At 70.9% G+C, this 15,607-nt stretch carries 18 protein-coding genes; 5 read left to right on the forward strand and 13 right to left on the reverse strand.

The features are described 5' to 3' along the window. Positions 1–195 precede the first annotated feature (195 nt). A complete protein-coding gene (locus AB0F81_RS00430) occupies positions 196–888 on the reverse strand; it encodes a class F sortase (RefSeq protein ID WP_360188659.1) in 693 nt (230 codons plus the stop codon). Continuing rightward, the gene (locus tag AB0F81_RS00435; protein ID WP_360188662.1) at positions 885–1,709 is read right to left on the reverse strand and encodes a DUF4397 domain-containing protein; all 825 of its coding nucleotides are present in this window, start codon (positions 1,707–1,709) and stop codon (positions 885–887) included. Before AB0F81_RS00435 ends, AB0F81_RS00430 begins: the two co-directional genes overlap by 4 nt. Positions 1,710–1,864: 155 nt before the next feature. On the opposite strand from AB0F81_RS00435, the gene AB0F81_RS00440 reads away from it, so the two are divergent. The 3 genes from AB0F81_RS00440 (at position 1,865) to AB0F81_RS00450 (ending at position 3,870) form a co-directional block, all read left to right on the forward strand. Beyond that, complete coding sequence (locus AB0F81_RS00440; protein ID WP_360188670.1) at positions 1,865–2,446, forward strand: sigma-70 family RNA polymerase sigma factor; 582 nt, start codon at positions 1,865–1,867, stop codon at positions 2,444–2,446. After that, positions 2,400–3,131: an anti-sigma factor gene (locus AB0F81_RS00445; protein WP_360188672.1), complete on the forward strand. Its 732-nt coding sequence runs from the start codon at positions 2,400–2,402 to the stop codon at positions 3,129–3,131. The genes AB0F81_RS00440 and AB0F81_RS00445 overlap by 47 nt, the downstream gene beginning before the upstream one ends. Before the next feature lie 85 nt (positions 3,132–3,216). Further along, positions 3,217–3,870: a fasciclin domain-containing protein gene (locus AB0F81_RS00450; RefSeq protein ID WP_360188675.1), complete on the forward strand. Its 654-nt coding sequence runs from the start codon at positions 3,217–3,219 to the stop codon at positions 3,868–3,870. Positions 3,871–3,938: 68 nt separating this feature from the next. On the opposite strand, the gene AB0F81_RS00455 is transcribed toward AB0F81_RS00450, so the two are convergent. From AB0F81_RS00455 to AB0F81_RS00465, 3 genes are all read right to left on the reverse strand, one after another. Further along, positions 3,939–4,442 carry a hypothetical protein gene (locus tag AB0F81_RS00455; protein ID WP_360188678.1) on the reverse strand — a complete coding sequence of 168 codons (504 nt, stop codon included), beginning with the start codon at positions 4,440–4,442 and terminating at the stop codon, positions 3,939–3,941. A 65-nt stretch (positions 4,443–4,507) separates the two neighbouring features. Next, positions 4,508–5,836 carry a hypothetical protein gene (locus tag AB0F81_RS00460; protein ID WP_360188680.1) on the reverse strand — a complete coding sequence of 443 codons (1,329 nt, stop codon included), beginning with the start codon at positions 5,834–5,836 and terminating at the stop codon, positions 4,508–4,510. After that, positions 5,833–6,600: an ABC transporter ATP-binding protein gene (locus AB0F81_RS00465; RefSeq protein ID WP_360188683.1), complete on the reverse strand. Its 768-nt coding sequence runs from the start codon at positions 6,598–6,600 to the stop codon at positions 5,833–5,835. Before AB0F81_RS00465 ends, AB0F81_RS00460 begins: the two co-directional genes overlap by 4 nt. A gap of 147 nt (positions 6,601–6,747) precedes the next feature. Between AB0F81_RS00465 and AB0F81_RS00470 the strand changes: the two genes are divergently transcribed. Continuing rightward, entirely contained in the window at positions 6,748–7,971 is a 1,224-nt protein-coding gene (locus AB0F81_RS00470; protein ID WP_360188686.1) for a histidine kinase, read from the forward strand. Then, entirely contained in the window at positions 7,968–8,636 is a 669-nt protein-coding gene (locus AB0F81_RS00475; protein WP_360188689.1) for a response regulator transcription factor, read from the forward strand. Before AB0F81_RS00470 ends, AB0F81_RS00475 begins: the two co-directional genes overlap by 4 nt. 64 nt (positions 8,637–8,700) lie before the next feature. On the opposite strand, the gene AB0F81_RS00480 is transcribed toward AB0F81_RS00475, so the two are convergent. The 8 genes from AB0F81_RS00480 to AB0F81_RS00515 form a co-directional block, all read right to left on the reverse strand. Further along, complete coding sequence (locus tag AB0F81_RS00480; protein WP_360188692.1) at positions 8,701–9,510, reverse strand: alpha/beta hydrolase; 810 nt, start codon at positions 9,508–9,510, stop codon at positions 8,701–8,703. Positions 9,511–9,562: 52 nt separating this feature from the next. After that, positions 9,563–10,267, reverse strand: a complete 705-nt coding sequence (locus AB0F81_RS00485; RefSeq protein ID WP_360188694.1) for an alpha/beta hydrolase — start codon at positions 10,265–10,267, stop codon at positions 9,563–9,565. Between the two features lie 11 nt (positions 10,268–10,278). Continuing rightward, positions 10,279–11,232, reverse strand: a complete 954-nt coding sequence (locus AB0F81_RS00490; protein ID WP_360188697.1) for an alpha/beta hydrolase — start codon at positions 11,230–11,232, stop codon at positions 10,279–10,281. 27 nt (positions 11,233–11,259) lie between these two features. After that, complete coding sequence (locus tag AB0F81_RS00495) at positions 11,260–11,721, reverse strand: RidA family protein (RefSeq protein ID WP_360188699.1); 462 nt, start codon at positions 11,719–11,721, stop codon at positions 11,260–11,262. A 124-nt stretch (positions 11,722–11,845) separates the two neighbouring features. Further along, positions 11,846–13,093, reverse strand: coding sequence for a helix-turn-helix domain-containing protein (locus tag AB0F81_RS00500; RefSeq protein WP_360188702.1), 1,248 nt, complete (start codon positions 13,091–13,093; stop codon positions 11,846–11,848). Positions 13,094–13,256: 163 nt separating this feature from the next. After that, a complete protein-coding gene (locus AB0F81_RS00505; protein ID WP_360188704.1) occupies positions 13,257–13,751 on the reverse strand; it encodes a hypothetical protein in 495 nt (164 codons plus the stop codon). Positions 13,752–13,823: 72 nt separating this feature from the next. Next, positions 13,824–14,474, reverse strand: coding sequence for a response regulator transcription factor (locus AB0F81_RS00510; RefSeq protein ID WP_360188710.1), 651 nt, complete (start codon positions 14,472–14,474; stop codon positions 13,824–13,826). Further along, positions 14,467–15,606 carry a histidine kinase gene (locus tag AB0F81_RS00515; RefSeq protein WP_360188713.1) on the reverse strand — a complete coding sequence of 380 codons (1,140 nt, stop codon included), beginning with the start codon at positions 15,604–15,606 and terminating at the stop codon, positions 14,467–14,469. Before AB0F81_RS00515 ends, AB0F81_RS00510 begins: the two co-directional genes overlap by 8 nt. Position 15,607: the final 1 nt, after the last annotated feature.

The raw sequence follows: 15,607 nt of genomic DNA on the forward strand, positions 1-15,607 counted from the left end.
CCCACCTTCATCGCAGCGATCGCACTCTCGCTCACGCCAGGAGTGTTCGGGGTGTCATTGCGGCTCGTCGGGTTCTTGGCGGTCTTGGTGGCAGCCACGCCGTTCCACCTCGCATTCATCGTCGATTTCAGCTACGTCACTGGAATACCCAGTGATTCCGCAGCCACACGACGACCACTTCGCACAGTCGCGTCATTACCCCTCTGGCCGCAGATTCGCGGTCACCACGACGTTGTCGCGGTAGTGCCGCGTCCGCGGGTCGAAGGGTCCGCCGCAGGTGATCAGGGTCAGCCGGACGGCGCCGTCACGGGCAAAGTACTTCTGCAGCGGGATGGCCGTCTTCTCGTACCGTTTGCGGGCCACGACCTCGAACTGCCGCTCGCGCCCGTCCGCGCCGGCGAGGGTCACCCGGTCGCCGGCGTCGAGGGATCCGAGCCGGAAGAACGCGCCTTCGCCCTCGGCCGCGCTGTCCACGTGGCCGGCGATGACGATCGAACCCGCCTCGGCGGAGAACCCGGGTCCGTACCGGTACCAGCCCACCCGGTCAACGCTGGGCGGGACGGCGAAGTCGCCGGTCGAGGGTTCGATGCCGACCGCGTCGACAGCAGCGTCCAGGTCGAGGGCGGGCAAACGCAACCGGACCGGCGCATCCGCGCCGCTGGCGGCCGGGAGCGTGCCGTCCGCGATCGGTACCCGTCCCGCCGCCGCGGCAGACGCCGGCGGGGAGGGCGGTGGCGAGACCGCCGGCGTGCCGAAGTCCTCCTCCGGCTGCGCCTGGCAGGCGGCCACGCCGGCCGTGACGGCCAGCGTGACGCCGAGCACGAGCGAGAGCAGGGCACCACGCCCCGGCGAGCGCCGGGACGTGGTGCCTCGAAGAAAGACGCTCATCGGCGGGCGGTGACCAGCCGGGTCAGACCGAACGCGGCGAGCATGATGCCGAGCGCGCCGACGCCGTACCAGGTCAGCGGGGCGCCGCTGTCGGCGCGGCCGCCGTCACCGCTGGGCACACCGCCCGGCGCCGAGTGCAGGCCCTTGATGCTCTGCGACACGATGTCGAGCGTCTCGTCCTCGGCCGAGCCGACCGCGTAGACGATCGTCGCGGTGCCCTCGGCCAGGTCCAGGTCGGCCGGGCCGAGCACCCGGGTGTCGGTGCCGGCGAGCACCACGTCGGCGGAGACGCTGCCGGCGTCCAGGTCGGCCTTGCCCTCCTTGCCGTTGGTCACACCCTCGAACACCGGCTCGCCACCGGCACGGATGTCCACGGCGGGCGCGGCCGCGGTGTGCCGCACGATCAGCCGGGTCTTGCCGGCGTCCAGCTTCGCGGTGTCGTTGGCGAACGGCGTCAGCGTCGGCTCCCCGGACGCGTTCAGGTGCGCCACCAGGCTGATGTTGGCGTCACCGGGCACCTCGGCGTCGTCCACGGTCAGCAGCGCGTCACCGATCGCCGCGCCGGGCTTGGTCAGCGCGATGTCGTACTGCCCGGCGGGCAGGCTGAGCGGGCCGGCGACCTTGCCCGGCTGGAAGTCCGGGATCGTCTTCTCGCCGTTGACGTAGACGTCCACCGGCTGGCCCGGGATGCCGTGCACGACCGATACCTGCGAGTTCGCCTTGGCATACGCCGGCGAGGTGGCCAGTCCCGCGACACCGCCGAAGGCGAGCAGGGACACCGCACCGACAGCGGCGGCGCGACCGAGGGGCAGAATGCGCATCGGATCTCCTGGGTGATCGTCGTTGATTGCGTACGCCCTGTCCTTCGCCGCGACGGGGACGCATGGATGCACCCGGACGAAAAGGATCAGCTGCAACCGCCGGCCACCCCGGCAACGAAGTAGTCAGCGAGCCCTGATGATCGGAAAGGAGGTCGATGAGCTCCGACGACGAGCTCGCCGAGCGGTTGCGCGCCGGCGACGAGACAGCCCTGCGCGAGGCATATGACCGGCACGGTGCGGCCGTGCTGTATCTGGCTCAGCGTCTGCTGGGCAACCGGTCCGACGCCGAGGACGTCACCCAGCTGACGTTCGTGGCAGCCTGGAACGGCCGGGACGGTTTCGATCCGCAGCGCGGCACGATGCTGGGCTGGCTGCTCGGCATCGCCCGGCGCAAGGTGGTGGACCGGATCCGGGCGGCAGCAGCGCGCGAGCAGCGCACCACCGAGACCGTGCAGAACCAGCAGCCGGCGCCGGAGGCCGCGGAGAGCCCGGAGCGGATCGTCGACCGCCTCGTGGTCGCCGACGAGCTCGGGCGGCTGCCCGAGGAACAGCGACGCACACTGGAGTTGGCGTTCTTCGACGATCTCACTCATCCACAGATAGCGGCAGCCACCGGGCTGCCACTCGGAACGGTCAAGAGCCATGTCCGACGAGGAATGGCAAGCCTGCGACATCGTTGGGAGGTGGACGGTGCACCATTTGGATCCCGATCGGCTGGTCCTTCTCGCGCTCTCTGAAGAACTCGAGGAGCTGACCGAACTCGACCACCTCGAGTCCTGCGCCGCCTGCCGCAACGAGATGGACGCCCTGCGCCATGTCGCCGAGATCGGTTCCCAGGCCCAGGACCTCAACGGCCTGCCCGCACCGCCGGAACACCTGTGGCAGGCCATCGCCGCCGATATCGCCGCTCCTGCGGTGCCGGCCCGACCGGCCCCACCGCCGGCGTCGGTGATCGATCTGGCCGAACGCCGCAGCAGGCGATCAGTGTCGCGGTGGCTCACCCCGATCGTGGCAGCGGCAGCCGCCGCGGTCCTCGCCGTGGCCGGCACGGTCGCCGTCGACCGGTTCACCGACCGGGCGCCCGCCGAGCGAGTGACCGCCCGGGCAACACTCACACCGTTGCAGACGGTGCCGGTGAGCGCGGGCGGCGACGTGCAGGTGTACTCCGACGGCAAGCTGCGCATCGACGTACGCGATCTGCCGTTGACCTCGGGCTTTCACGAGGTGTGGCTGCTGGATCCGGAAACCCCCGGCAAGATGGTGGCGATCGGCAGCCTGTCCGACGACCCGGAGGCCGTGCTGTCGGTGCCGCCGGGCACCGACCTGAACCGCTACCGCCTGGTCGACGTCAGCGACGAACCGCATGACGGCGACGCCACTCACTCAGGCAAAAGTCTGCTCCGCGGAACTCTCACGAAATAGCTGCATCCATTCGCGCGCGTCCGAGCGAAGTACGGGTGGTGGCTGTCGGAGCCACCCCCGTACCCGATCGGAAAGAGGCTCGAAGATGAGGTTCACCCGTCTCGGCAAGCAGGCCGCCGCTGTCGCCACCGCCGCGATCGTCGCCTCCGCTCTGGGCACCGCCCCCGCCCAGGCCGCCGGCAAGAAGCCGCTCAAGACCAAGTCCCTGGCCGCGGTCCTCACCGCGGACAAGAGCGGCTTCGACCACAACGGCCACGACTACGACATCCTGACCGCGGCCGTGCAGGCCGTGCTCAAGGCCAAGCCCGGCAGCAAGGTCGCCGTGCTGGCCGACGGCAAGACCCGAGTGACCGCCTTCCTGCCCAACGACCGGGCCTTCCAGCTGCTGGTCAAGGACATCGCCAAGACCAAGAAGCTGCCGGGCGAGAAGAAGGCGTTCACCGCGGTCGCCGGCCTCGGCATCAACACCGTCGAGTCCGTGCTGCTCTACCACGTCGTGCCGGGCGCCACCATCACCAAGAAGAAGGCGCTCAAGTCCGACAACGCCCGGCTGGCCACCGCGGCCGGCGCCAAGATCAAGGTCAACGTCTACGGGCCGCGCTGGCACAAGCGGATCAGCCTGATCGACGCCGACCGCAGCGACCGCAACCCGCGCATCAACCGGTTCGACATCAACAAGGGCAACCGTCAGATCGCCCACGGCATCGACCGGGTCCTGCGCCCGATCAACCTCCCCTGATCATTACTCCTCAGCACGGCCCGGGCGTGGGACGCAGCTCACGCCCGGGCCGTCCTCTTTCCGGCAGCTCACCGAGCTGATCCGGCGGGACCCCGAGTCACGTAGCCGGCAACACCGGCGACCGCGAAGACCACCACGGTGGTGAACGCCACGCGGCTGTCCGCCGGCTGGCCCGCCCAGGTGAGCAGATGCAGCACGAACGGCTCCGGTACGGCCGGGATGCCGGCGGACACGCAGCCCGTCACGACCGGCAGCGTCCAGGCCAGTCGTCGGCCGAACAACGTCGCGGACAGGGCGGCGAGCCCGGTGAAGCCGGCCGCGTCCCGCAGGATGACGGCGACGGGAACCGTCGTGGCAGCTGTCACCACGGCGGCCGCGACCACGAGGATCGCGGCCAGGTGCAGCGCGCGGCGGGGCGCCCAGCGGATCGCCGCGGTCGTGTCGAGGGTGCTGTCCGGCCCGCCCAGCCCGTGGCCGAGGACGGCGATGCCCAACGCCAGCGCGAGGGCAGCGGCCGTGACGGCGTGCCGCGACTCGGCCGGACCGGCGCCGAGCCAGGCGACAGCGACCATGGCCGGTACCGCACACAGCACCCCGGCCGGTACTTCACGCGAGCGCAGGAAAAGCGCGACGGATGTCACCGGCCGGCTCCGATACCGAGGGCGGCGGCCTGGTCGCCGCAGTCAAGGCCGGCGGCGCGTACCGCGGCGACGCGGCGCTGCTGCTCGGCCTCGGGCTGGGCGATGAACGCCTTCCACATCGTGTCGCGGAGGGCCTGTTCAGCCGGGGCGAGGGCCGGCCCGGGCACCGGATGGCTGCCGTAGAGCCAGGCGGCCGTCACTGCCCGGGCCCGCAGCACGGCGAGGTAATCGCTGTCTTCGTTGCGGAGGCAGAGCGGCGTACCGGCGCCGGCCAGGATGCGGGCGGTCAACTCGGCGGGGCCACCGGCCGAGCTGAGGTTGTCCGCGTCCAGCCACGCTTCGGAGGCCGGCTGCGGCCGGGTGGGGACGGGTACCGCCTCGTGCACCGAGGTCGGCGCGTTCGGCAGTTTGGCGAGCAGGCGCAGCGCCTGGCGGGCCGGCGCGACGAGCATCGGCAGCTTCCGGCTGTGAGCCGCGGTGACGCAGACCCGTGGCCCGCCGTCGGTGGTGCAGACCTCGGCGACCGCGGCCGCGTCGACCGGGAAAGCCGTGACGGTCAGCATCGGGGCGGCCAGCAGGAGCCCGAGTGCCGGTGGGGCGACAGCGAGTGTCCGTACGAGCCGGTTCGTCGCGAGGTAAAGCACCAGTCCGCCGACGGCGAGACCGCCGAGCCACCAGGCCTGACCGGCGCTGGCAGCCCCACCGACGGCCTGGAACTCGGAGATGGTGCTAGTGAAGTACGGAAGCAGCAGGGCCCATCCCGGCTTCGTGGCGTCGTCGAGTTTGGTGGCCTCGATCGCCGCGAGGAGGCAGGCGAGGCTGCCCGCGCCGAGCACGGCCGGGGTGTATGCGTACGGCAGCAGCCGGCCGAGACCGAGACCGAGGAGTCCCGCCGCGACCAGGGCCAGCACGCCGACGGCGGTCACCGCCTGCCAGCCGCTGCCGGGATAGCCGGCGGTGGTCGCGACCTTCACCGCCCCGGCGACCAGGACGAGCAGATAGCCGGTGGTCAGGCAGAGGGCCGTGGCCAGGGCGGACGGCCGCAACCGCCGCCACCCCGGAGCCGGCGTGGTGCCGAGCAGCTCCTCGATCCGGCTGCGCCGGTCCCGGCCGGCCTGCCAGGCGCCGGCCGCGAGGGCCAGCGGCCAGAGGACCACCAGCATGATGCGCTGAAAGACGGCGAGCAGGTTCCATTGCTGATCCCACAGGCCGGTCTGCCCGGTGAGCGCCAGCACGTAGAGGCCCGCCACCCCGATCACCGCTGTCGCGGTCCCGGCCAGGAGCGCGCCGGACCGGCGCAGTTCGATCCCGAGGATGCGGCTCACCGCGCCACCGCCGGTGCCGTCCGGTGCCGCGCGATGAGCGCCGAGTAGCCGCGTTCGATCGGGCTGTCTCCGGCGTCGCTGCCGCTACCGGCTGAGGCGATGTCGTCCGGCGTGCCGTGGAACACGACGCGTCCGGCGTCGACCAGCACGACGCTCGAGCAGGCCGCGGCGACGTCTTCGACGAGATGGGTCGAGACGATGACGCAGGAACGTTCGCCCAGGTCACGCAGCAGTGCCCGGAAATCGAGTCGCTGCTGCGGGTCGAGTCCCACGGTCGGCTCGTCGAGCAGCAGCAGTTCCGGCTCGTTGACGATCGCCTGGGCGATGCCGGCACGGCGCAGCATGCCGCCGGAGAGCGCCTTCATCCGGGACCCCGCCCGTTCGGCCATGCCCACCCGTTCGAGCGCGTTCCGCACGGCGCGGCGGCGTTCGGCGCCGGGCACCTCTTTGAGCCACGCCATGTACTCCACGAATTCGGACACCGTGAACCGTGGGTAGTAGCCGAACTCCTGGGGCAGGTAGCCGAGGGAGCGCCGTATCGCACGCAGGTCGGGCCGGGCCTCCATCGGTTGCCCGAGCAGCTGGAGCCGGCCGTCGTGTGGACGGAGCACGGTCGCCAGCGCCCGGATCAGGGTCGTCTTGCCGGCGCCGTTCGGGCCGAGCAGGCCATGGACGCCGGCACCCAGGCTCAGGTCGACGCCGTTGACCGCCACGTGCCGGCCCGTTCTCACCCGCAGGCCTTCGGCCCGCACTGTCGTCGCCACGATCTTTCTCCGCTCATCGTTCGGTGCGGCTTCGATCCTGCGAGAACAGGGCGGGGGTACGCCTCAGCCGTGTTACCGAGCGGCACTGCGGTGGCTCGGCCGAAAGAACGAGGTCACCCGGGTACGGGTGTCGTACCGTGACCTTCTGTGTTGATCATCTTCCCGGGGCGCCGGGGGCCGCAGCGGGTGATGGCGGGCTTGTTCGCCGTCGTGGTGGCGGGCCTGGTCGTCGTCGAAGGACTGGACGGTCCCACGCTGGCCGCCAAGACCGGCATCGTCGCCAGCGGGCTGTTCGCGGTTGCCGTGGTGTTGCTCGCCGAGGCCCGCCCGTCCGCGATCGCCCTGGCCGCTGCGGTGTCCGTCACGGTCTCGGTGGCATGTGGGCTGGTGCCGGCGATGCGCCCGGAGCACACGTTCGGCATCGTGGAGTTCGCCGCGCTGTCGGTGGCGGTGATTCGCCTGGTGATGCAGCATCCGATCGTCCGGGCGGCGGGTCCGGCCGCGCTGACGATCCTTGCGATCGGGCTTCTTCCGGTGCGGGTCTTCCTTCATCCGGTCAATGTGCGGACGCTGTCGCAGGACGGTGGCCTGGTGGCCGTCGTGCTGGCCGCGTGGGTTCTGTTCCTCGGCATGCTCGGCCTGTACCTGCGCCTGCTGGAGCGCCGCCGGGTCGACGCCGACCGGCTGGCCCGGCAGTCCGAGCGCCTGGATCATGCCCGCGACCTGCACGACTACGTCGCACATCACGTGACCGCGATCGTCGCTCAGACACAGGCCATCAGGTTCGTCACGGGTTCGGGCGCCGCGCCCTCGCCCGAGGACCTGGACGCCTTGCTGGCCGACATCGAGAAGGTCGGTGGTCAGGCCCTCACCTCGATGCGTACCCTCGTCGGCATCCTGCGCGACGAGACGTCCGCGGCCACGCCGGCCCAGGGCACGCTGGACGAGATGCTGACCGCTGTCACCGGGACCTTGCCGCCCGGATATCCCGCGCCGGACGTCTCCGTCGACGAGTCGCTGACCCACCGGCAGCTGCCCGCCGCCACCCTGGACGCGGCGCACCACACCGTCCTGGAAGCGATGACCAACGTGTTGCGCCACACGAGCGGGACGACGCGGATCGACATTCGCATCCGGGCCCACCCCGATCGGCCCGGCATGGCGGAGGTTTCGGTCCGCAACGACGGCACGGCGGCCGTGCCGCCCCTGCCGGCCGGCGGCTTCGGCCTGACCGGCCTCAGTGAGCGGGTACGCGCCGCGGGCGGCGAGTTCTCGGCCGGGCCGATCGCATCAGGCTGGCAGGTCACCGCGATCCTGCCGGTCACCGAACGAGCCGCGGACAGCCGGCGATGGAGATGGGCACAACGATGACCATTCGGCTTCTGCTGGCCGACGATCAGGACATGATCCGTACGGCGTTCCGCATGATTCTCGGCACGCAGCCGGACATCGAGGTGGTGGCCGAGGCGGCGGACGGCGAGACCGCCGTGGAGCAGGCCCGCCGGCTGCGCCCCGACGTGTGCCTGCTCGACATCCGGATGCCGAAACTCGACGGGCTCGAGGCGACCCGGCTGCTGGCCGGCCCGGCTGTGCGAGACCCGCTGAACGTTCTCATCGTGACGACGTTCGACCTCGACGAGTACGTCTATCGGGCGCTGCGCAACGGCGCCTGTGGCTTCCTGCTCAAGGACACGTCACCGAACCTGCTGGTGGAAGCGGTGCGCGCGGCCGCCGCCGGGACCACGCTGATCTCACCGGCGGTGACCGTACGCCTGCTGGCGCACCTCGCTCCCCGCCGGGGTGCCGAACCTGAGGCGCCGGAGGCGCCGCCCACCGAGCCGCTCACCGACCGTGAGCTCGCCGTGGTCCGGCTGGTGGCGCACGGGCACACCAACGACGAGATCGCCGGGCAGCTCTACGTGACGCTGTCGACGGTCAAGACCCACCTGGCCAACGTGCAGCGCAAACTCGCCGCCCGCAACCGGGTCGAGATCGCCGCCTGGGCGTGGCGCAACGACGTCTGCTCCTCGAACTGACCGTGGAACCAGAAAGGCCGTGACCCATGTCCATGGGTCACGGCCTTGATCGCGAACGATCAGATCATCGCGCTGTCGCGGCGCGGACGATCAGGTCCGCCACGGGGCGCGGGTTCGACACACCGACCGCGTGCGACGCCTTCCGGATCTCGATCGTTGCCCGCGAGCCGGCACGATCAGCCATCCAGCGCTGGGCCGCGACCGGGATGTTGCGGTCCGCACCGGCGACGAGGAACCAGGAGGGGATCGTCTTCCAGGCGGGTGCACCGGAGCCCTCGCTGAGCGCCGCATCCCGGATCGGTCGTTGCGTGACGGCCATCAGCGCGGCCTGCTTCGGGGACACGTCGGCGGCGAACTGCTGCCGGAACAGGTCCTGCCGGATGGCGAGGTCGGTGGTGCCGTCACCGAGCGGCACCGGAGCGAGGGTGTCGCCGAGAGTGCTGCCGGGGAACTTGCCGGACAATTCGAGCGCGCTCTCGCCCCTGTCGGGGGCGAACGCCGCGATGTAGACGAGCGCCTTGACGTCCGGGTCGCCGGCAGCGGCGTTGGTCATCACCGCGCCCCCGTACGAATGGCCGGCAAGCACGATGGGGCCCGGCACCGAGTTGATGACGGTTCGCACGTAGGCAGCGTCGGAGCTGAGCCCGCGCAGCGGGTTGGCGGCGGCGACCACCGGATAGCCGCGCTGCTGGAGCCGTTCGACGACGCCGGACCAGCTCGAGGAGTCGGCGAAGGCGCCGTGCACCAGCACGACGGTCGGTTTGGTCGTGGGATGCGTGCCGGCGACGGCAGCGGTGGCGCCGGAGACCGACGCGGTGCCGGTGAGGGCGATGGTGGCGGCGAGAGCCACCACTGTGGAGATGCGGATGCGCATGTTGCTCTTTCCGATCAGGTACGACGATGGGCTCGGTGCCGCATCGGGTGGGTCAGGCGATCGCGGTGGCGGCCTGGAGGATGATTCCGGCGACCGCGGCGGGCTCGGAGGCGGGGATGGCGTGCGAGGCACCCGGCAGTTCCACGCTTTCGCGGGCGCCGGCACGCTCGGCCATGAAGCGGTGCGCTGCGAGCGGGATGTTGTAGTCGAGCTCGGGGTACACGAACCAGGACGGCACGGTCTTCCAGGCCGGCTCGCCGGATCCCTCGTGGAGGGCCGTGGTGTTCAGCGGGCGCTGGGCGACGGCGTCGAGAGCGGCCCGCTCGGCCGGGACGTCGGCGATGAACTGCTGGTGGTACCGGTCCTGCCGGATGTACAGGTCGACGGTGCCGTCCGGCAGCGGAACCTCCTTGAGGGTCTCGCCGAGGGTTCCGCCGGGGAACTTGCCGGACAGCTCGCCGATGCTCTCGCCGGCCTCGGGCGCGAAGGCGGCGACGAACACGAGCGCCTTGACGTGGTCGTGACCGACGGCGGCGTTGGACATGACCGCCCCGCCGTACGAGTGACCGACGAGCACGACCGGTCCGTCGATGCCGGCCAGGATGCTGGAGACGACGGCGGCGTCGCCGGACAGGCTGCGCAGCGGGTTGGGTGCGGCGATCACCGGGTAACCGTCGGCGAGCAGCCGCCCGGTCACCTCGTTCCAGCTGGCGGACTCGGCGAACGCGCCGTGGACGAGGACGATGGTGGGTTTCATGGCAGGCCCTTTCAGCGGGTCGACAGGACGGTGGACAGGAAGTCGGCGGCCTGGCGGATCGCGCCTTCGGCCGCGTGGGTGTCGCGCAGCGCGTTGAGCATCACGAAGTCGTGGATGATGCCCTGGTAGCGCACCGCGGTGACGGGCACGCCGGCGTGGCGCAGCTTGTTCGCGTACGCCTCGCCCTCGTCGCGCAGGACGTCGGCTTCGGCGACGATGACCAGCGCCGGCGGCAGCCCGGTGAGCTGCTCGACGGTGGCGCGCAGCGGCGAGGCGGTGATCTCGGCACGCTGGGCGGGGTCGGTGGTGTACTGGTCCCAGAACCACTGCATGGCGTCACGGCGCAGGAAGTAGCCCTCGGCGAACTGCTCGTACGAGCCGGTGTCGAAGTTCGCGTCGGTGACCGGGTAGAACAGCACCTGCCCGGCGAGTGGCACGTCACCGTGCTGTTTGGCGGTCAGGGTCAGCGCGATGGCCATGTTGCCGCCCACCGAGTCCCCGGCGACAGCGATGCGTGCCGGGTCGAGCCCGTGGGTGGCGCCGTGGGCGACAACCCACTGCGCGGCGGCGTAGTTCTCCTGAATGGCGATCGGGTACGCGGCCTCGGGCGAGAGGCTGTAGTTGGGGAACACCACGGCGGCACCGACCCGAACGGCGAGTTCCCGGGCGAGGCGGTCGTGGGTGTGGTCGTTACCGAACACCCACCCCGCGCCGTGGATGTAGAAGACGACCGGCAGCGGGCCGGTCACGCCGGTGGGCCGGAAAACGGTCACCGACACCGACCCGGTGGGTCCGCCGGGAATGGTCAGCGTCTCCTTGTCGGTGCCCGGCACGTCAACCGTGGGGCTCTGCACCGCGTCGACAGCCTTGCGGCCCTCGGCGGGCGGGATCTGGAACAGGTAGGGCGGGTCGGCTGTCGCCTCGACGAAGGCCTGTGCGGCCGGTTCCAGGACGGGCTTGTTCATGTGGTTACTCCGGTTCGGTGCGGAAGGTCAGGACGTGATTTCGACGTGGAGCTCCACCTCGACCGGGCTGTCCAGTGGCAGCACCGCCACGCCGACGGCGGAGCGGGCGTGGATTCCGGCCGGGCCGAAGACGTCGTGCAGAAAGGTGGAGGCGCCGTTGAGAACCTGGGCCTGACCGGTGAAGGACGGCAGCGAGGCGACGAAACCGGTCACCTTGACGACGCGGACCACCGCGTCGATGCCGACCAGCGCGTCCACCGCCGCCAGGGCGTTCAGCGCGGCGGTGCGTGCCAGGTCGGCTGCCTGGGCGACGTCGACACTGTCGCCGACCTTGCCGGTGACCGGCAGTGACCCACCGACGAAAGGCAGCTGGCCGGAGGTGAAGACGTACGTCCCGGTACGGATCGCCGGCGCGTAGCCGCCGACCGGTGCGGCGACATGCGGCAACGTGATGCCCAGCTCGATGAGCCGGTCGGTCCAGATCCCCATGGTGTGCGCCCTCTCCTTTCGCGGCCGGGCCCGGCTCCTGCTGCGCCCGTAATCGATCTCACCCGGTCCGGACGGCGTGGAACACGCAAGAGCACACGCAGAAGTGCTTCTGCGTGCGGGCTTCTCAGTCGGCTGCCGGTCCTTCCTCGGTGAGCCGCTCGCGGGCGAACAAGCGGATCAGATTGTGGAAGCGGTACCTGCCGTCGACGTGGGCCTGCAGGAGGCTCAGCTCCACGAGTTCGTCGAGGGCGTCCTCGATACCCTCCGGGTCCGCCGGATCGAGTGCCCGCGCGAGCTGGGCGTCGAAGTCCGGAACGGGCGCCAGCGACAAGCGCCGGAACAGCCGCCGTGCCTGCGGGGACAGCTGGGTGTACGAGAGGCTGAAAGCGGCGGCGATCCGCAGGTCCCCGGCGATGAGCTGGTCGAGGCGCCGGCGTTCGTCGGAGAGCCGGTCGGCCAGATGCCGCACGGTCCATTGCGGCCGGCTCATGAGCCGGTTACCGGCGATACGCAGTGCCAGAGGCAGCCGGCCGCACAGCTCGGCCACCTCGTCGACCGCGTCGGGCTCCCGGTCACCGATGATGCGCCGCAACAGTGTCGCCGCGTCGTCGGCCGGGAGCTGCATGAGGTTGAGCCGGTGGACGCCCTCCAGCCCGGCCAGCAACCGGCGACTGGTGATGACGGTCAGGGAGGGTCCGGGCCCGGGCAACAGGGGCCGGACCTGCGACTCGTCCGCGACGTTGTCGAGCACCACGAGTACCCGCCGGTGGAGCAGCAGCCCCCGGTACATGCCGGCCCGGTCCCTCTCGTCCGCGGGGATCTCGTCGTCCCGGACGCCGAGCGCGCTGAGCAGACGGCCCAGAGTCTCCGCGGCGCCTGCCGGCCGGACGTCCATTCCCCGGAGGTCGACGAAGAGGGTTCCACCGGTGAACGCCGCGCCGAGCAGGTGAGCCGCCTGCACGGCCAGCGTCGTCTTGCCGGCACCGGCTGTTCCGGACACTGTCATCACCGGCGCGACCATCGGTGCCGGTCGGGCCGAGTTCGCGACCCTAGTCAGCTGTGCCAGCTCTCGGTCCCGGCCGGTGAAGTCGGGTACCGGGCGCGGCAACGCACAGCCGCCGGCCGGCACGGTCGCCGTGACCCTGGAGCGCCCGGCTCTGGCCGCGGCGAGAAAAGCCGGCTGCTCAGCCTCCGGCAACGCCAGCGCCTCGGCCAGCGCCTGGACGGTACGCCGCTGCGGTGCGACGCTGCGCTCTCGTTCCATGTCGCTGATCGCGCGGGCGCTGACCCCCGACCGCTCCGCCAGTTGCTCCATCGTCAGCCCGGCCGTGTGCCGGTGTTCTCGCAGCCGCCGACCGAACGTGTCACTCATCGATCAGGCGGGCCGATCCCCGCCGGGCTGGCTCAGACACTTCGCATCCTCTCGTCCCCGTAGCGTCGAACGCTGGCATGGGGTGCACCCTCCTGCCAGGGATGGACAGTCCCTGGCAGTCGGGCGGGCCGGCATACGCGCAGGTCATGGGAGTGCGAGTAGCTCAGCCTGCGGGAACGGCGACGCCCGGGTCGGCAACGGCGACGACGCCAACCGGCTCGCCGTCACGCACGAGGAGTGCCCTCGCCGGCGGCTGCGTGCCACCCGCGTCCGCGGCCCACGCGGTGATCGACTTCCGGGCCTCGGCCGGCAGTTCGATCCGCTGGCCGGTCCTGGTGACGGTGACGGTTCCCATCCGCTCGCCGAGGGTGGCGCAGATGGCGGTACCGGCCGACTCGACATACCAGGAATCGAAGTCGCACGGCGCCGAGAGGCTCCCGAACCAGCCGTCCTTCTCGCCGGTGGCCGCCGGCGTGGTCAGCTCGTCGTCGATGAAGTGAACCTCCACCTCGCTCGTGCCGGTGGGTAGCTCGGCGGCCTCGGCCGGCCAGCCCAGCCACAGCACGAACGCGGTGATCAGAGCGGTGACGGCAGTGATTCCCCAGGTCAGGATGGGGCTGAGCCGAAACTTTGCCGAGGCGGCGGTGGGAGCGCTCATCAGATCATCTCCTTTAATCGATGTTTATCAATGAAAAACGGCCGGATGCCGGTATCGGAGCGCTGACGGCGCTCAGACCAGGCCGTGGTTGTGGGCCCAGATCACCGCTTGGACGCGGTCCCGGGCACCCAGCTTGGCGAGGACCCGGCCGACATGGGTCTTGACCGTCGACTCGGACAGGAACAGCTCGCCGGCGATCTCCTGGTTGGAGAGTCCCCGGCCGATGGCGACCAGGACCTCGCGTTCCCGACCGGTCAGGTCGTCGAGCAGGCTCTTGCCGGCCACGGCAGGAGCGCGACTGCCCTGATAGTGGTCGAGCAGGGTGCGGGTGATCCGCGGCGAGACGACCGCCTCCCCGAGCGCGACCGTTCGGACCGCCTTGACGAGGTCCGCCGATGGGACATCCTTGAGCAGGAAACCACTGGCTCCCGCACGAAGGCCGTTGAAGGCGTACTCGTCGAGGTCGAAGGTGGTGAGAATGAGAACGCGGGTGCCGGGGCAGTGGGCGACGATGTCGCGGGTCGCCTCGATACCGTCCATGATCGGCATGCGGACGTCCATCAGGACGACGTCGGGGCGCAGGTCGCGGGCGAGCAGCGCACCGGCACGGCCGTCGCCCGCCTCGCCGATGATGCGCAGGCCGGGTGCCGTACCGAGAACCATGGCCATGCCTTCGCGGAGCAGTTCCTGGTCGTCCACGAGCAGCAGGGTGATCTCAGTCATCGATGTCCTCGGTCTGGTGGGGCAGGCTGACCCGGACGGCCCAGCCGACCGGCTCCGGGCCGGCTTCGACGGTGCCGCCGTAGAGAGCCGCTCGCTCGCGTAGCGCGATCAAGCCTTGCTCACTGCCGACCGAGGGCACCGGTGCGCTGGCGCGGCCGTCGTCGACGATCGCCATCCGGATCGGATCGCCGCTGTAGTCGAGATCGACGAGGACCTCGGTCGGGTGCTCGGCGTAACGCAGAGCATTCGTCAGAGCCTCCTGGACGATGCGGAACATCACCCGCTGCAGGCCCGGTGACGTGGGATCCGGTCCTCGGCGGCGCAGGGTGACCGGCAGCCCTGCGATCCGGAACGTCTCGACCAGGGTCTCCAGGTCGCCGGGGACGTCGGGGCTGCCGTCATGCAGGACGCCGAGCAGCCGGCGCATGTCCTTCATCGCCTCCCTGCCCAGGTCGGCAGCGCGTTCCACGGCTTTACGGGAGCGCTGCGGGTCGGCGTCGGCGACCGCGGTCGCACCGTCGGCGAGCCGGACCATGATGGTCAGGTTGTGGGCGACGATGTCGTGCAGGTCGCGGGCGATCCGGGCGCGTTCCCGGGCCGCGGCCAGCAGACCCTCCTGTTCCTTCTCCCGGGCGAGCTGAGCCGCCCGGTCGAGCAGCGCCTGCACGTGCCGGCGGCGGGTGGCGACGGTCGAACCGATCAGCACCGCGCCGACCACGGTGACGCCGTAGAAGAAGAGGAAGGTGCCCAGACCGTCACGGCCGGACCGGTGCACCGTCTCAGCCCCCAGCACGGCGAGAGATCCAAGGGTGCCCGCCGTCGCCTCGTTCAACGAACGGTGCGCCGCGAGCGAGTACATTGCCACCGCGAACGCCGCCACCAGGGCGCCCTCGGTCACGGCGTCACCGGCGACCGTCACCGCCAGCACGAACCACGGCCATGACCGTCGCCAGATCAACGACAGCGCCACCACCGCGTCGACGGCCAGACGCCACCCGTCGAATCGGTCTGGACCCCACAACAGCACATCGCTGCCGAGGCCCGTGACGAAACAGAAAGCGACGACGATGCTCGTACCCAGCCGGGGATGACGCGCCCAGAAGGCCCGTACCGGGCCCGCCCCGTTCTCCACG

The sequence above is a fragment of the Actinoplanes sp. NPDC024001 genome (assembly GCF_040638955.1).
GTDB lineage: Bacteria > Actinomycetota > Actinomycetes > Mycobacteriales > Micromonosporaceae > Actinoplanes.

Bases quoted from the DNA above. Each gene is read 5' to 3' on its own strand.
- AB0F81_RS00495 (WP_360188699.1), bottom strand. From the start codon at position 11,721: ATGGGGATCTGGACCGACCGGCTCATCGAGCTGGGCATCACGTTGCCG.
- AB0F81_RS00430 (WP_360188659.1), bottom strand. From the start codon at position 888: ATGAGCGTCTTTCTTCGAGGCACCACGTCCCGGCGCTCGCCGGGGCGT.
- AB0F81_RS00505 (WP_360188704.1), bottom strand. From the start codon at position 13,751: ATGAGCGCTCCCACCGCCGCCTCGGCAAAGTTTCGGCTCAGCCCCATC.
- AB0F81_RS00485 (WP_360188694.1), bottom strand. From the start codon at position 10,267: ATGAAACCCACCATCGTCCTCGTCCACGGCGCGTTCGCCGAGTCCGCC.
- AB0F81_RS00455 (WP_360188678.1), bottom strand. From the start codon at position 4,442: ATGGTCGCTGTCGCCTGGCTCGGCGCCGGTCCGGCCGAGTCGCGGCAC.
- AB0F81_RS00500 (WP_360188702.1), bottom strand. From the start codon at position 13,093: ATGAGTGACACGTTCGGTCGGCGGCTGCGAGAACACCGGCACACGGCC.
- AB0F81_RS00510 (WP_360188710.1), bottom strand. From the start codon at position 14,474: ATGACTGAGATCACCCTGCTGCTCGTGGACGACCAGGAACTGCTCCGC.
- AB0F81_RS00480 (WP_360188692.1), bottom strand. From the start codon at position 9,510: ATGCGCATCCGCATCTCCACAGTGGTGGCTCTCGCCGCCACCATCGCC.
- AB0F81_RS00490 (WP_360188697.1), bottom strand. From the start codon at position 11,232: ATGAACAAGCCCGTCCTGGAACCGGCCGCACAGGCCTTCGTCGAGGCG.
- AB0F81_RS00440 (WP_360188670.1), top strand. From the start codon at position 1,865: ATGAGCTCCGACGACGAGCTCGCCGAGCGGTTGCGCGCCGGCGACGAG.
- AB0F81_RS00450 (WP_360188675.1), top strand. From the start codon at position 3,217: ATGAGGTTCACCCGTCTCGGCAAGCAGGCCGCCGCTGTCGCCACCGCC.
- AB0F81_RS00435 (WP_360188662.1), bottom strand. From the start codon at position 1,709: ATGCGCATTCTGCCCCTCGGTCGCGCCGCCGCTGTCGGTGCGGTGTCC.
- AB0F81_RS00475 (WP_360188689.1), top strand. From the start codon at position 7,968: ATGACCATTCGGCTTCTGCTGGCCGACGATCAGGACATGATCCGTACG.